Consider the following 14,472-nt stretch of genomic DNA (forward strand, 5'->3'; position numbering starts at 1 on the left):
TAGTAAAATTTTATAGTTAGCCATTAAGATCATTGACTTTTATTTGTAAATAATTTCCCCGCCCCGGCTGATATTTTGAGAAGAAATTTACAAAAACGATTATTTTCGAGTGTTTACCGCGCTCTAGTGTTGGGCGCCTTTCGGCGCGGGTATGCCGTTGTGTGCAACCGGCCGCCTGAAACGGCTCACCCATAACCTGTGACACATTGTCAGGGCGCTTGGTTACGGAAGGCAGAGGTGGATGAATCACCTGTGGTCCCACGGCGGAACTGCACCGTCCGCCCCTGTCGCGCGACAGGCTCAGGAGGTGGCGGTCCGGAAGACCAGGTGCTTCATGCCCAGGTAGTTGACCGCGAGCGCGACCACTGATCCGCCGGCCAGCGCAACCACGGCGGTCGCGGCCGTGGCGCCGAGCGCGGACAGGATCAGGGCATAGATGGCGAAGTTGACCGCTATGCCTGCGCCCTGAACCGCCGCATAGCCGGCATACTCCTGGTGCAGCGATTTCCGACGCGATGACCGGAATGTCCAGCGCCGGTTGAGCGCCCAGGTGACAGTCATGGCCACGGCAAAGCTGACCGCCCGCAACAGGTAGGGATCGCCGCCCAGGGTGATCAGCGCCCATAGCAGGCCGGCGTCGACCGCGAAGCCGGCACTGCCCACGGCGAGAAACCGGGCGAAGGATCGCGCAGGGCGTGTCATTTGCGGGGGGACAAGGGCCCGCGGTCGTCGCGGCGGGCGCCGCGCAGGCCGAGCACGCCGGGAACCGAAAGGTATTGCATCCGCTTTGCTTCCTGCCGTCCGCGTGTGACCGTATCGAGGATGAGACCGACAGCTCCCATCAGGAATGCCAGGATCATCAGGCTGGCCGACAGCACGGCGGTGGGCAGACGCGGGACCAGCCCTGTCGCGAAATATTCGGCGAAGACCGGGCCGGCAAGCGTCAGCGACATTATCGCGAAGACGGAAGCGATGGTCGAGAATACCAGAAACGGGCGTTCCTGTTTCAGCAGCCGGGTGATCGTGCTGAGGATGCGCAGCCCGTCGCGGATGCTGTTGAGCTTGCTTTCCGAGCCGTCGGGACGGTCCTTGAAGCGGCCCGGCACCTCGGCGGTGGGCATGTCGAGCTCGAGCGCGTGCACGGTCAGTTCGGTTTCGATCTCGAAGCCGCGCGACATCATCGGGAAGGTTTTGACGAAGCGGCGCGAAAAGACGCGGAAACCCGAGAGCATGTCGCTGCTGCCACGGCCGAAGATCGTGCGGACGAGGCCTGAGAGGACCTGGTTCCCCAGCTTGTGGCCCGGGCGGTAGGCGGTATCGGTTCCGGCAACCCGCACGCCGTTGACAAGATCCAGGCCTTCATCCGCCAGCCGGGACACCATCGCGGGGGCCGCGGCGGCGTCGTAGGTGTCGTCGCCGTCCACCATCACGAAGATGTCGGCCTCGACATCGGCGAACATGCGGCGCACCACGTGCCCTTTGCCCTGGCGCGGTTCGCGGCGGACGATCGCGCCGGCGCGGGCGGCGACCTCGGCGGTGCCATCGGACGAGTTGTTGTCGTAGACGTAGATATCGGCCTGCGGAAGGGCGGCGCGGAAGTCGCACACGACTGTGCCGATGGCCGCCGCCTCGTTGAAGCAGGGGATCAGCACGGCGACGCGCGGGCCGGAGCCCTCGGTGGCTTTCGGATCGGCGTTGAATTCGCTGGGAAAAAGGACGGACATGGGCGGCGCTCTTGCGGTCGGTTTCGGGATGCAGAAAAGCCGGTGAAACAGGCTAAAATGCGGCAAATCTGCGGATTTGTGAGGTTAATCGAAACAATGCTCTGGCGCAGGGGAAACACCTTCGGACGGTGTTGCGCCCCGCCGGGCATTAAGGCTTGCGCGGTCGGGGCTTCGTCGGGTTAGTGACCAAAACAAGAAAAGAAAGGCCGAGGGATGCAGGACACGGCGAGAGAGAGCAGGTTATTCGCAATCGTGCTGCTGCTGGCGGTCTGCATGGTCGTGTTCCGGGCGGTGGCGACCGGGATGGCGCCGATAGACACCCTGACTGTTTCGGACAACGACGACATCATGCGCTTCCTGATGGTGCGCGACTGGCTGGCCGGACAGGCGTGGTACGACACCACGCAATACCGGATGTTGCCGCCCGAGGGGCTGGACATGCACTGGTCGCGCTATGTCGACCTTGGGATCGCGGCAATTATCCGGCCCCTGTCGCTGGTGATGACCGAGGCGCAGGCGGCGGCGGTAGCGCTGGTGGCTTGGCCGACAATGCTGTTCGTGGCGCTGATCGTGCTCACAGGCCTGGCGGCGCGGCGGCTTTTCGGAGATATGGCGGCGCTCGTGGCGGTGGTGGCGGTGCTGCTGTGGCCGCCCACGGGGCTGACCTATTTCGCGCCCGCACGCATCGACCATCACAACGTGCAAATCCTGCTGACGACGCTGATGCTGATCAGCGTGCTTTGGCCGGCTCCTTCGATGCGAAGCGGCATAGTGGGAGGCCTTGCCGCGGCGCTGTCGCTGGCTGTGGGGCTGGAAACCATGATAACGATCGCCCTGGCCGGGCTGGTCCTGACGGTGCGGGCGATGATTTTTCAGGACGGCGCGGCGCGGCATTTGGCCGGCTTCTGCCTGGCGCTGGCCGGGGGGGCGACGCTGTTCTTCATGGGGCAAACGGCGCCGGGCGGATGGCTGGTGCCGCGATGCGACGAGCTGTCCTTGCCCTATCTGGCGCTGGCATGGGCGGGCGCGGCGATTTGCATCGGTGTGGTGATCGTGTCGCCGCGCCTGCCGAACCTGGCGTTGCGCGTGGGGCTGCTGGTGGTGCTGGCGGCGGCCGGGATCATCGCCTTGAGCCCCCTGATAGGCCCCTGCGCAAGCGGACCCTATGACAGCCTGCCGCAAGAGGTGCAGGACCTGATAACCGGCCGGATCATCGAGGCGCGTCCGACCTTGCCATACCTGTGGGAGGCCAATGGCCTGGGGTTCCGGTTCGTGGCACCCGCGGCGATGGCCGTGCTGCTGGGCAGCCTGATCTGGGGCTGGCAGAGCCTGCGGGGCAGGACCGGCGCCGGGACACCGGCGAGGTTGGGCGTGTTGCTGCTTTTTGGTTGGCTTGGCGTGATCGGCGCGTTGTTCCAGATCCGGCTTGTATTGATGGGTGCGGCGGCGATACCGATGTTGGTCGGGGTCGTCGTTGCAACGTTGCTGGAGTGGGGAAGGGAAGGCCATTTCGGGCGGCTGGGGTCGGTGCCGGCGCTGTTGGCGGTGGTGCTGACCCTGATGACGCCGACGCTGCATGGCCTGGCGCATGGCGGTGGCGGTGCAGGCGCCACGATGACGGCCTCTGGCGGGCAATCTGTGGATGCGGATGCGTGCCGACGACCCGACATCCTGCGCAGCCTGAACTCGGTGCCCGAGGGTGTAATCCTGAGTTCCAGCAGCTATGGGCCGCCGCTGTTGCTGCTGACCGGCCACGCGGCGTTGGCTGGACCCTATCACCGCAGCGCGGACGCCATCGCGAACGGTGCCGTGCCGTTCGATGGCGATGAACAAACCCTGCGTGCCGCGCTGGAGCGTACTGGCGCGGACCACCTGTTGTTGTGCCGGGATGCGCATTACGGAGACGGCACGTCCTTTGCCACGCAGCTGGCCGGGGGGCTTGCGGCCGAGGGGCTGGTGCCGGTGGACGGCCCCGCGCCGGAGCTTGTTTTGCTGAGGGTGGAGCGCTGAAAGGCGGATGGCGGTCGGCAATGATGCGGTGGATGTCGGCAACATGGCTTGACGCTGACCATGGTCCGGTCATTCTGTCGCCAGCGACAGGAGCAAGATCATGACGGAATGGACAGGCGAAGCGGCCCCGGGCCGTCCGTGGTGGTGGGAGGCCGTGGAGCCCGAAGCCACCGAGGACGGCTTGCCCGATCATTGCGACGTGCTGGTCATCGGCGCGGGATATACCGGGCTGTCGGCGGCCATCGCGGCGCATGACAGCGGTGCCAGGGTGGTCGTGGCCGAGGCGGGTATTCCGGGCGAGGGGGCCTCGAGCCGCAATGGCGGCATGGTCGGGGCGCATCCCCGGTTGAGCTGGGACAAGATGGCGGCGGCCTTCGGCGCCGATGTGGCCGACGACCTGCTGGCCGAGGCGGCGCCCGCGCTGGACTGGGCGAAGGCGTTCATCGAGCACGAGAACATCCAGTGCGATTTCGAGGTCACGGGCCGGGTGCAACTGGCCTACACGCGCGCGCATTTCGACGGGCAGAAGCGGCTGGCCGACAAGGTGCGCGAGAAAAGCCGGGTGGAGGTGGAACTGGTCGAGCGGTCCGATCTGGGGCGCGAGATCGACACGGGTCTCTATCACGGCGGTCTTCTCTTTCCGCAGCACGGGGCGTTGCATCCGGCGAAGTATCATCGCGGTATGCTGGAGGCGGTTCGACGGCGCGGTGTGCCCGTCGTCAGCCACGCGCGGGTCGAAGCAATGACGCGGGAGGGCACGCGACTGGTGGCGCAGACACCCAAGGGCCCGATCCGGTCCGAGAAGGTTGTATTGGCGACCAACGGCTATACGACGCGGCCTTTCCAATGGCACCTCCGGCGCGTGTTTCCGCTGCCGAGCTTCCTCATTGCGACAGAAGAGCTGCCCGAGAACCTGATCGGGCACCTTGCGCCCGGACGGCGCATGATGGTCGAAACCCGCGCGCGGCACAGCTATTTCAGGATATCGCCCGATGGCAAACGGGTGCTTTTCGGCGGACGGGCGGCCATGCGGGACGTGCCGTTGCACATCGCGGCGCAAAGGCAACGGCAGACGATGGTGGAGGTCTGGCCCGAGCTGGCGGAGGCGAAGCTGAGCCATGTCTGGAGCGGCTATACCGGGTTCAGTTTCGCGCAGATGCCGCATGTCGGACAACATGACGGCGTCTGCTTCGCCATGGGCTTCAGCGGCTCGGGCACCGTGATGGCGCCGTATCTGGGCGCCAAGGCGGGCTGGCTGGCCGTCGGTGATGCGCGCGCCGAGACGGCCTATGCAAGAACACGCCTGCCGCGTCACGTGCTGCATCCGTTCGACAGGCCGCATTTCCTGAAAGCCGCGGACCTTGTCTTTCGTCACTGGGTGGACCGGGCCGAGGAATGGCAGGCGCGGCGGTCGTGACGCGGTTTGCGCCGTGGACCGGGCGCGGGGGTCTGCACCGGCAATAGGTGGGGTTGCGATGAGAAACACATGCACCAAGCCGGCGCGCCCTTGGCTGGCGTGGCTGATGGGTCTGGCGGTTGCCGGACCCGGCCAGGGGGTGGCGACGGAGGCGTTCGCGGACGACTGGACGACGCGGAAATGCGACATTTACCAGCAGGCCGTGCGGGACGCGATTTCCTTGCAGGGGCCGGAAGGGCTGCGGATGGCATTCCTGACCAGCAACCAGCAGTTCATAGATGCGCAATGTGCCGTGCGCGTCGAGATATGCCCGATGACGCCCGAGGAATGGACGCTGGCCGACACCCTGCTGAAGATGACAATGAACGAGGGGATGGCCAGTACGTTCGTGCCGTTCGGGTGCCCCTAGGCGACCGGAGCTAAAATTCGCGCGCCCGCACGAGCATGAGAAGACCTATCGTGACAAGTGCGATGCCGGTCCATTCCAGCGGTCCGGGAATTTCCGACAGGACCGGGATCGCCAGAAGCGCCGCGGAGGCCGGGACGGCCGCGGAAAAGCCCGCCGTGTGGGTCGGGCCCAGATGGTTGGCGGCAATGGCGAAGCACACCATGGCGAGGATGCCCGGACCCAGGCCCTGGTAGGCGGCCTGGAACAAGATCGTGCCGGTGTCGGCCTGCGCCAGGCCGGATGGTAGCAGGAAATACCACAACGGCAGAATGACGATCGCGTTGGGCACGTTGATGACGACCAGCGCCTGTCGAGGTGTCAGCCGCCAGCGGCGGACGCCGAAGATATAGATCGACTGGATCGCCGCAGCGGTCAGGAAAAGCACGATCCCCAGCGCGGCGCCGTCGCCGGTGGTCCGGATGCCGGTGACCGCAACGAGGACTGCACCGAGGGTGACGATCACGAGGCTGACCAGTTGTAGCCGATTGGGCAATGCGCCCGTGAAGACGGTGACCAGCAGCACGGTGAAGAACGGCAGCGCCCCGTTGGTGAAAACGCCCGCATAGGCCGCGGAGCTGTACCTGAGGCCCATGTAGACCAGCATCGCGTAAAGCGCACCGGAGCCGCAGAGCACGATAAGAACGATCGGGGTGAGGCCCAGGTGGCGCGGCCACCACGCCCATGCGACGGGCAGGGTCAGCACTCCGGTCACCATGAAGCGCAGCGCGGTGATATCGCCGGGCGTCAGCGCTGTCTGCACGCCTGCGCGCGAAAAGACGATGAAGCCGGACCAGATCACCAGGACGCCGAAGGCGGCGAAAAGCCCCAGCGTGCGGTTCTGGATGTCGTCGGGAAGGGCGGTGCGGGCTGTCATGGCGCGATCAGTGGCAGGGGGGCGGGAAGGTGTCCATAGGCGTCGGCGTGCCGTCGGTATTGCGTCTGTCCCGAAACGCAAGAACGCCGGCCCGGAGAGGGGCCGGCGTTCAGCCTGTGCGGAGGAGGTGTTACTCCCGCGCTTCCTCTTCGAAGACCCGCTTTATGCGTTCAGGACTGCGGGCCGCCGCCTCGTCGCCGTCGAGCTCACGGCGTTCGATCCTGGCCTGCAGGACATGGAACCCAAGCCAGAACAGGACGCCGACGATCACGAGGATCATCTCGGTGCCGACCATGGGATAGATCGGGCCGATCTGCGACAGGTCCGCACCTGCCCAGGTTTCTACAGCTGTCGTTGACATGTCGTGACCCTCCTCAAGTCAGCAGTCCAAGGCGCTTGGCCTCGGCGATGTCGGCTTCGGACACCTCTATGGCATCCATTTCCTCGGCAATCTCCTCGGACATGTCGAGCCCGACGAGTTCGACCGCGGGCGGTACGCGCAGCATGCCCATGCCCATCAGGATCTTGGACACGATGAAGGCGGGCAGAAAACCCAGTACGCCGAACATGATGATCGCGCCGGCAAACTGGCCCCAGGGCGTGATGACCGCGACGGTTTCATGATAGGCCGCCGTGGCAGGGTGGCCCCAGAGCATGAAGCCGCAGATCACCAGACCGATGAAGCCTGCGTAGCCGTGCACGGCCACCGCCCCCACCGGATCGTCGAGTTTGAAGCGGCGTTCGACCCAGAAGTGCAGCTTGTAGGCGCAGACGGCGCCGACCGCGCCGATCAGCATGGCCTGGATCGGGTGATAGAGGTCATTGCCGGCAGAGGCCGTAATGACCCCGGCCAGGCCAGCGGAGTAGGTCCAGAACGCTTCGCCCTTCGATACGACGTAGCCGGCCAGAAGCCCACCCGAGAGCGACATCAGGAAGTTGAACACGATGGCCGACAGGGTTGTGGGCGTGAGGTAGATGGTTGTCGCGGTGAAGTTCACCACGCCTTCCGCGCCGCCCAGCGTGCCGTGGTCGATGATCGGCACGTTGCAGGCGACGTAGAAGCCCCAGAAGCCGCAATAGATCAGGAAGAGCCCGATCGTCACCAGCCACTTGTTGTGCGGATTGATGTTGCGCGGTGTGCCGTCGGGAGCGAACTTGCCGATCCTGGGCCCCAGCACGACGATCACGCCGAGCGCGAAGCCGCCGGCGATGGCGTGGATCACGCCCGACGCGTAGGCATCGTGATAGCCAAGCTGTGTGACCATCCAGCCATCCGGGTGCCAGCCCCAGGCCGCGTCGATGATCCAGGTGCCCGAGCCGATGACCACGGCCAGGATCCAGAAGGCGGTGGGGCGGATGCGTTCGATGGTGGCGCCCGACACGATCGAGGCCGCCGTCCAGCTGAACAGCAGGAAGGCCGCCCAGAAGACACCGTTCAGGCGGCTCCAGAAGCCGTTGCCCAGTTCGGCGCCGTAGCCTTGCGCGCTTTCGAGCGCGGGTCCGGGGCCGCCAAGGTGCGTGCCCATCAGTTCGGACCATGGCACGGCGTTGTCGGATTGCGTGATGCCGCCGGTGATGCCGGGGCCGTTGGGGAAGGCGAAGTAGATCCACCACCCGAAGAAGAAGAAGGTGATGGTCACCAGCGGCATGAGCATGGTGTTCTTCATCACGGTATGCATGTGGTTCTTGTGGCGGCTGGCGCCGACCTCGTACATGCAGAACCCGACGTGGATCAGGAACATGAGCGGTACGGTCACCCAATAGTAGAACTCGGTGAAGATCACCGTAAGTGCACCGATATCGGTATCCAATTTACTGTCCTCCCAGTGTGGTGCGACCCGTAAGGCGACAGGAGGGTGGCGCCGGCGGGTGCACCTATTTCATTTGCCGGCCGCTCTTGAACGGGGCCGATGTCCGGTGGGGCCTGACTTTTTGACCGGCCGGATAAAGGCAGGATGCGTAATTATTGGGCATTTTGCTATTAAAAAAATCACCTAGTGAATAAAAATTTCCCGTGAAGAAAGAAAATCTGTTGGGAGGCGCTGGTTTGCAGCCTCGGAATTCGTTCGGTCGCGTCATGCCATGCGGCGCTGTTTTTGGGTGGCACCGATGTGATCGGTTACACCGCGCAGGGTGCGCGGAATCGGTTCCGCTGTCGGGGAACGATGAGGCCCCGTCTTTTTAGCGATGCCGGGGGCAGGGGGCTTGCACGTTCCCGCAGCGCCGGTCACCAATACGGGTATGTCCTGTGTGACAGGGAGGCGGCATGACGGGATTGCGACAGTCAATAAGCGAACCTTGTGTCGGCGAGGCTCCCCGGCCATGACGCAAAAGCTGTTCAGCGAAGATGAAGCCGTGGGGATGCTGGTGGGGCTGGCCGTGGGCGACGCGGTCGGAACGACGCTGGAATTCCGCGAACGCGGCACCTTCGCGCCGATCACGGACATGGTGGGCGGCGGGCCGTTCAACCTCGCCCCCGGCAAGTGGACCGATGACACCTCGATGGCGATGTGTTTGGCGCAGATGTTGCGCTCGGCCAATGGCTGGGATGCCGAAGATGCGATGAAGCGCTTCGTGAACTGGCGCGACAACGGCTATCTGTCGTCGACGCGGGTGTGTTTCGATATCGGCATGCAGACCGACGCGGCCCTGACCCGGTTTCAGCAGACAGGGAACCCCTATGCCGGGTCGGTGGAGGACGAAACGAGTGGCAACGGCGGCATCATGCGGTTGGCGCCGGTGGTGATCGCCTACGGCGCGGCGAAGGAAAGCGCGATGGCGGTGGCGCGGCTGCAAAGCCGCCTGACCCACGCCAGCCCGCTGTGCCAGCGGGCGGCGGCGAACATGGCGGAGTTCCTGGTGACGGGGGACCGAAGCCTTTTGCCGCGCCCGGAGGCGCCACCGGACGAGGCCAGCGGCTACGTGGTGCACACGCTGCACGCGGCGTTCTGGGCGCTGACGCAGGGGGATACGTTCCGCGACGTCGTACTGGCCGGCGTGAACCTTGGTGGCGACGCCGACACGGTGGGCGCCGTGGTGGGGCAGATGGCCGGGCGTCTTTACGGCTATGGCGGTATCCCCGAGGAGTGGCGCGCGCGCCTTTACGACCATGACAAGATCAAAACTGCGGCGCAGGACCTGTATGCCCTGCGCCCGATCGACCTGTAACGGAAAGGAAAGTCGATGAGCCTGTTCGATGAGGGCCTGTTTCTGAAAGGGCTGGAGCAGAGGAAGGCCACGCTGGGGGCCGAGTACGTGGAAAAGAACCTTGCCGCCGCGGACGAGTTCACCCGGCCGTTCCAGGAGGCGATGACCGCCTGGTGCTGGGGATTCGGCTGGGGCGACGAGGTGATCGACGCCAAGACCCGGAGCATGATGAACCTGAGCATGATCGGGGCACTGGGCAAGATGAACGAATTCGAGATCCACTGTCGCGGGGCGCTGAACAATGGCGTCACCAAGGAGGAGATTCGCGCCATCGTTCATGTCGTGGCGATCTATTGCGGCGTGCCGCAGGGACTGGAATGCTTTCGCCACGCGCGCAAGGTGCTGCAAGAACGGGGTCTGTGAGGACAAGGCCGTCTTTACAGGCGGTCCCGCGTGGGGACGGCGGAGCCCTGGCCCGCGCGCCATGCTGTGCGGTCCCCCGCAAGGGGGCGCGAACCCGGTCCGATCGTGATGGCGCAGCTGCCGGAACGGCCTGTCGTTGATCGCGGGGCTGGTGTCGTGGGCGCGGCCCGAGGACACGAGGCCCCGGACGCGCGGAGGCAGTGTGACGGAAATGTCGCGCCGCCGCGCCGAGTCGCGCAATACCCGGTCCGGCGAGTCGCCGCGCGGCCCCGGAAAGCCGAACCCTCAGCCCGCCTGGTGCAGCCGAAGGTTGCGGGAAACCCTTAAAAAACGTGGAAAATCGAAGTTTTCAGCGGGTTTTGCGAAGTGCCGCAAAGATCTGTGTGTGAAATACGTCACAGAGCGTCCAACAACACGGCGCACCGGGGGCGGTTCGTTGACAGCGAGGGGGCATTTACAGCATTCATCCTCCCAAGCCGTGTCCTGGATCGGGGGCGGTGGAACTTGTAACTTTCCTGCTTTAAGGAGGGATAACCTTGAAAAAGCAACTTCTCTGCACCAGCGCAATCGCCCTCGGCGTCGCTGCTGCCCCTGCCTCGGCCCAGGACTGGAACCTGGATTGGGGTGGTTTCTTCCAACAGCACATCGCTTACACCGACGTCAGCACCCCTGGTGCTGCTGACTTCGATGGCATCCAGATGTTCACGAACGCCGAAATCATCTTCACCCCGAACATCACGCTGGACAACGGCATGACGTTCGGCATCAACGTTCAGATGGAAGCTCTGAACAGCGGTGGTGGTACAGACGGTATCGACGAAGCGTACATGTCGATCTCGAGCGACACGTTTGGCCGCATCGACGCCGGTTTTGAAAACTCCGCCGGTTACAAGATGATGGTTGGCGCACCGCAAGTCGGCTCCATGGCGATCAACTCGCCGTCCGCCTCCGCGTTCATCCCGTTCACCGGGTTCGCAGGTGGTCAGTTCCGTCAAGCCGGTCTGTCGTCCTACACTGAGGTCGCAGGCAACAACGACGTCGCGCGTATCACTTACTACACGCCGAGCTTCAGCGGCTTCACCGCGGGTATCTCGTATGCACCGTCAGGTGCTGGCAACGCTGCTAACATCGCGCCGATCACTCGCAACGCCAACTCCGGTCTCGTCGACATTTTCGACATCGGCGTGAACTACAGCCAGTCTTTCGGCACCACCGATATCACCCTGGCAGCTCGTTGGGGTACTGGTGACCAAACGAACGTTGGTCAATCGGATCCCGAAACCTGGGGCGTTGGCTTCCAAGTTGGCTTCAGCGGCTTCACCTTCGGTGCAGCATATGCTGAGAACGACAACGGCCTTGCCGGTGGCGTCACCGACCAAGAAGGTTACAGCGTTGGTGTGGCATACGACGCCGCCGGTCCCTGGACCTTTGGCCTCGAAGCCTACATCGGTGAGATCAACGACGGTGGCGGTCTCGACGACCACTACGAGTACTACAAGCTCGCAGCTAACCGGGACCTGGGACCGGGCGTCAGCTGGACGACCTACCTGCTGTACGGTGAAACCCGCAACGACTCGCTCGTGAACGGCGACATCGACGGCACCGCAATCGGCACCGCGATCAACCTGAGCTTCTAAGCTTAGCTTGAACGAGTTTGAACGGCGGGGGAGTGTACTCTCCCGCCGTTTTCTTTTAGGGAGCGGGCAACCGTTCCCTTTTTGATGTGCCACAAAGGATGGACATGAAACGAAGCATTGTCTGGCTGGCCTCGTATCCGAAATCCGGAAATACGTGGATGCGGATTTTTCTGGCGAACTACCTGTCTGACGCCCAGAAGCCGCTTCATATCAACCAGATCCAGCGTTTCGGATTCGGCGACTCCAAGCCGGACCGGTACATCGCGGCGGCGGGACATCCCGTCGACTTCAAGAGTCCGGAAACGACGTTGCAGCTGCGCGACCGTGTGTTGCAGGGGATCGTTGCCAACAACGCGGACGTGAATTTCGTCAAAACGCACAACTGCCGGAACGTGGCCTTCGGGACAGAACTGATCCCGCCACGGTTTACGCGGCAGGCGATCTATATCCTGCGCAATCCGCTGGACATGCTGTTATCCTACGCACGGCATTACGGAATGAGCCATGCCGAAACGGCCGACGCGATCGGGCGAACCGACAATGCCAACGCACCGGATACGACGACGACCTGGCAGTTTCTTGGAAGCTGGAGCGATCATGTGAAGGACTGGACGCAAGGCGGCGCCTTCCCGGTTCTGGCGCTGCGATACGAGGACCTGCTGGAAGATCCCCGGACCCATTTTGGCAGGACGCTGGAGTTCATGGGTGTCCCCGTGGTGCCCGAGCGGCTGGACCGGGCGATCCGGTTTGCCAGCTTCGATGAGCTGAAGAAGCAGGAAGACGCCGGAGGGTTCGCCGAGAAATCCCCCAATTCCGAACGTTTCTTCGCCAAGGGGCAGGCGGGGCAGTGGAAGGACGACCTTGAGCCGGCGCTGGTGACGAAGGTGCGGCGGGAGCATAAACGGATGATGAAGAAATACGGGTATTACAGTGTCTGACCTGCGGCGGATCATCTGGCTGGCCTCGTTCCCGAAGTCGGGCAACACGTGGCTGCGCAGCCTTTTGGCGCATTACTTCATGCCGCCCGGAATGGCGCCAGATATCAATAACTTGCGCCAGTTCACCACCGCCGATATTCGGCAGGATTTCTTTGACGCCGCCAATGGCGCGCCGTTCCGGGGCAAGAGCGTGGAAGACTGGCTGAAGGTGCGCACCAAGGCGCTGCACATGATCGCGGGGGCCAAGCCGGACAAGCATTTCGTCAAGACGCATTGCACGCCCGTCCGGGTGGGGCCAGTGGACCTGATTCCGCCAGAGGTCACGGCGGGGGCGCTTTACATCATGCGCAATCCCTTCGATGTGGCGCCTTCCTTTGCGCGACATACATCTGCCCCTATGGATGCCGCGATCGACAAGATGTGCGACCCGGAAAACGTGATGGGTACCGAAACGGGTATTCTGGATGCTCTCGGGCGGTGGGACGACCATGTCACCCGGTGGGCCACGGTGCCTGGAATGCCGCGGCACCTGATCCGGTATGAGGACATGCTGGACCGGCCGGCCAAGACGATGGAGCGGTTGCTGGACTTTCTGAGCATCAAGCCGGACCGGCCGAAGCTGGCCCGCGCGATCAAGGCCACCAGTTTCGAGGCGATGAAGAAGCAGGAAGAAAAGCACGGTTTCACCGAGCGGCCCGCGGGAATGAAAAGCTTTTTCGCCAAGGGCACGGCAGGTGGATGGAAAGACGACCTGACGCCGGCGCAGGTGGGGCGGATCCGCGAAGAATTCGCGCCCGTGCTGGAACGGTGGTATCCCGAGATGCTGGATGAGACCGCCGAATTCGCCAGATCCGCCTGAGGCAACGCTTTAAGGAATTGCCGCAACATTCGGAATTACAGGAATTTTACGCCGGACGCAGTCCGAGGATTTCGCGTGTCTGGGCACAGGTCGCCACGGGCCGGTCGTATTTCGCGCAAAGCTCTGCCGCGCGTTTGATCAGCACCGCATTTGACGGCGCGAGCGTGTCGCGGTCAAGGCGCACGTTGTCTTCCAGGCCGGCGCGCGTGTGGCCGCCCGCCGCAATGGCCCATTCGTTGACCACCACCTGATTTGCGCCGATGCCCGCGGCACACCAATTGGCGTTCGGCGCACGCTCCTGCATGGTTTTCACGTAGAAGTCGAACACGGCCCTGTCGGCGGGCATGGCGTTCTTCACGCCCATGACGAACTGGACATAGAGCTGGCCGGGCAGGACACCCGCGTCGTGCTTGGCAATGGCCTGCAGGATATGGGAGAGGTCGAAGGCCTCGACCTCGGGGGTGATGCCGTAGGTCGTCATCTCGGCCGCGAGCCAGTCCACGAGATCGGGCGGGTTTTCGTAGACGCGGCTGGGAAAATTGTTGGAGCCGACCGAGAGCGAGGCCATGTCGGGCCGCAAGGACAGCATCCCGCCCCGTGCCTTGCCCGCGCCCGAGCGCCCGCCGGTCGAGAACTGGATCACGACGCCGGGGCAGTGCTTTTCCAGCCCCTCCTTGAGAGCCGCGAACTTTTCGGGGTCGGAGGAAGGCGACTCGTCGTCGTTGCGCACATGGGCGTGGATGATCGTGGCGCCGGCTTCGACCGCCGCGTGGCTGCTTTCGACCTGTTGGCTGACGGTGATCGGCACCGCCGGATTGTCGGATGTGCGGGGCACGGAGCCGGTGATCGCGCAGCACAGGATGCAGGGTTTGCCAGAGACGTCAGACATTGATCACTGTTTCTTTTTCGAAATGAACATGATTCCTGTGCGCGTAACTGCCACACCGAGGACGAATGGCCAAGGCGCGATCAACAGCATGTGCCGAGCCGGGAGG

The 14,472-nt window shown here is 63.8% G+C and carries 14 protein-coding genes; 8 read left to right on the forward strand and 6 right to left on the reverse strand.

The window, feature by feature from the left end:
- Positions 1 to 300: 300 nt before the first annotated feature.
- Together KUV49_RS09860 and KUV49_RS09865 are read right to left on the reverse strand one after the other, a co-directional pair.
- Positions 301 to 702: a GtrA family protein gene (locus tag KUV49_RS09860; protein ID WP_222449797.1), complete on the reverse strand. Its 402-nt coding sequence runs from the start codon at positions 700 to 702 to the stop codon at positions 301 to 303.
- Positions 699 to 1,724: a glycosyltransferase family 2 protein gene (locus KUV49_RS09865; RefSeq protein ID WP_222449798.1), complete on the reverse strand. Its 1,026-nt coding sequence runs from the start codon at positions 1,722 to 1,724 to the stop codon at positions 699 to 701. The genes KUV49_RS09860 and KUV49_RS09865 overlap by 4 nt, the downstream gene beginning before the upstream one ends.
- A gap of 252 nt (positions 1,725 to 1,976) precedes the next feature.
- Here KUV49_RS09865 and KUV49_RS09870 point away from each other — a divergent pair, with 252 nt between their 5' ends.
- The 3 genes from KUV49_RS09870 to KUV49_RS09880 all read left to right on the forward strand — a co-directional run bounded on the left by KUV49_RS09870 (position 1,977) and on the right by KUV49_RS09880 (position 5,560).
- Complete coding sequence (locus KUV49_RS09870) at positions 1,977 to 3,734, forward strand: hypothetical protein (protein ID WP_222449799.1); 1,758 nt, start codon at positions 1,977 to 1,979, stop codon at positions 3,732 to 3,734.
- Between the two features lie 100 nt (positions 3,735 to 3,834).
- Entirely contained in the window at positions 3,835 to 5,151 is a 1,317-nt protein-coding gene (locus tag KUV49_RS09875) for an NAD(P)/FAD-dependent oxidoreductase (RefSeq protein ID WP_222449800.1), read from the forward strand.
- 58 nt (positions 5,152 to 5,209) lie between these two features.
- Positions 5,210 to 5,560, forward strand: a complete 351-nt coding sequence (locus tag KUV49_RS09880) for a hypothetical protein (RefSeq protein WP_222449801.1) — start codon at positions 5,210 to 5,212, stop codon at positions 5,558 to 5,560.
- Between the two features lie 10 nt (positions 5,561 to 5,570).
- Here the strand turns inward: KUV49_RS09880 and KUV49_RS09885 are convergent, their stop codons facing one another.
- The 3 genes from KUV49_RS09885 to KUV49_RS09895 all read right to left on the reverse strand — a co-directional run bounded on the left by KUV49_RS09885 (position 5,571) and on the right by KUV49_RS09895 (position 8,284).
- On the reverse strand, positions 5,571 to 6,473 hold the full coding sequence (locus KUV49_RS09885) for a DMT family transporter (RefSeq protein ID WP_222449802.1): 903 nt from the start codon (positions 6,471 to 6,473) through the stop codon (positions 5,571 to 5,573).
- A gap of 130 nt (positions 6,474 to 6,603) precedes the next feature.
- A complete protein-coding gene (locus KUV49_RS09890; protein WP_152491995.1) occupies positions 6,604 to 6,834 on the reverse strand; it encodes a hypothetical protein in 231 nt (76 codons plus the stop codon).
- Positions 6,835 to 6,847: 13 nt separating this feature from the next.
- Positions 6,848 to 8,284, reverse strand: a complete 1,437-nt coding sequence (locus KUV49_RS09895; protein ID WP_222449803.1) for an ammonium transporter — start codon at positions 8,282 to 8,284, stop codon at positions 6,848 to 6,850.
- 511 nt (positions 8,285 to 8,795) lie between these two features.
- Between KUV49_RS09895 and KUV49_RS09900 the strand changes: the two genes are divergently transcribed.
- The 5 genes from KUV49_RS09900 to KUV49_RS09920 all read left to right on the forward strand — a co-directional run bounded on the left by KUV49_RS09900 (position 8,796) and on the right by KUV49_RS09920 (position 13,477).
- Complete coding sequence (locus KUV49_RS09900) at positions 8,796 to 9,641, forward strand: ADP-ribosylglycohydrolase family protein (protein WP_222449804.1); 846 nt, start codon at positions 8,796 to 8,798, stop codon at positions 9,639 to 9,641.
- Between the two features lie 15 nt (positions 9,642 to 9,656).
- Positions 9,657 to 10,043 carry a carboxymuconolactone decarboxylase family protein gene (locus tag KUV49_RS09905; RefSeq protein ID WP_222449805.1) on the forward strand — a complete coding sequence of 129 codons (387 nt, stop codon included), beginning with the start codon at positions 9,657 to 9,659 and terminating at the stop codon, positions 10,041 to 10,043.
- A gap of 536 nt (positions 10,044 to 10,579) precedes the next feature.
- On the forward strand, positions 10,580 to 11,680 hold the full coding sequence (locus KUV49_RS09910; protein ID WP_222449806.1) for a porin: 1,101 nt from the start codon (positions 10,580 to 10,582) through the stop codon (positions 11,678 to 11,680).
- Positions 11,681 to 11,784: 104 nt separating this feature from the next.
- A complete protein-coding gene (locus tag KUV49_RS09915) occupies positions 11,785 to 12,618 on the forward strand; it encodes a sulfotransferase domain-containing protein (RefSeq protein ID WP_222449807.1) in 834 nt (277 codons plus the stop codon).
- The gene (locus KUV49_RS09920) at positions 12,611 to 13,477 is read left to right on the forward strand and encodes a sulfotransferase domain-containing protein (RefSeq protein ID WP_222449808.1); all 867 of its coding nucleotides are present in this window, start codon (positions 12,611 to 12,613) and stop codon (positions 13,475 to 13,477) included. Before KUV49_RS09915 ends, KUV49_RS09920 begins: the two co-directional genes overlap by 8 nt.
- 46 nt (positions 13,478 to 13,523) lie before the next feature.
- Here KUV49_RS09920 and KUV49_RS09925 read toward each other — a convergent pair whose 3' ends face one another.
- Positions 13,524 to 14,366 (reverse strand): 3-keto-5-aminohexanoate cleavage protein, encoded by an 843-nt coding sequence (locus tag KUV49_RS09925; protein WP_222449809.1) that lies wholly within the window; start codon positions 14,364 to 14,366, stop codon positions 13,524 to 13,526.
- Positions 14,367 to 14,472 lie beyond the last annotated feature (106 nt).

Source organism: Roseovarius atlanticus, from assembly GCF_019802205.1.
GTDB classification, from domain to species: domain Bacteria; phylum Pseudomonadota; class Alphaproteobacteria; order Rhodobacterales; family Rhodobacteraceae; genus Roseovarius; species Roseovarius atlanticus_A.

Excerpts from the sequence above, each read along its gene's own strand:
- KUV49_RS09885 (WP_222449802.1), bottom strand. The coding sequence starts at position 6,473 with ATGACAGCCCGCACCGCCCTTCCCGACGACATCCAGAACCGCACGCTG.
- KUV49_RS09865 (WP_222449798.1), bottom strand. The coding sequence starts at position 1,724 with ATGTCCGTCCTTTTTCCCAGCGAATTCAACGCCGATCCGAAAGCCACC.
- KUV49_RS09900 (WP_222449804.1), top strand. The coding sequence starts at position 8,796 with ATGACGCAAAAGCTGTTCAGCGAAGATGAAGCCGTGGGGATGCTGGTG.
- KUV49_RS09925 (WP_222449809.1), bottom strand. The coding sequence starts at position 14,366 with ATGTCTGACGTCTCTGGCAAACCCTGCATCCTGTGCTGCGCGATCACC.
- KUV49_RS09860 (WP_222449797.1), bottom strand. The coding sequence starts at position 702 with ATGACACGCCCTGCGCGATCCTTCGCCCGGTTTCTCGCCGTGGGCAGT.
- KUV49_RS09875 (WP_222449800.1), top strand. The coding sequence starts at position 3,835 with ATGACGGAATGGACAGGCGAAGCGGCCCCGGGCCGTCCGTGGTGGTGG.
- KUV49_RS09915 (WP_222449807.1), top strand. The coding sequence starts at position 11,785 with ATGAAACGAAGCATTGTCTGGCTGGCCTCGTATCCGAAATCCGGAAAT.
- KUV49_RS09880 (WP_222449801.1), top strand. The coding sequence starts at position 5,210 with ATGAGAAACACATGCACCAAGCCGGCGCGCCCTTGGCTGGCGTGGCTG.
- KUV49_RS09905 (WP_222449805.1), top strand. The coding sequence starts at position 9,657 with ATGAGCCTGTTCGATGAGGGCCTGTTTCTGAAAGGGCTGGAGCAGAGG.
- KUV49_RS09890 (WP_152491995.1), bottom strand. The coding sequence starts at position 6,834 with ATGTCAACGACAGCTGTAGAAACCTGGGCAGGTGCGGACCTGTCGCAG.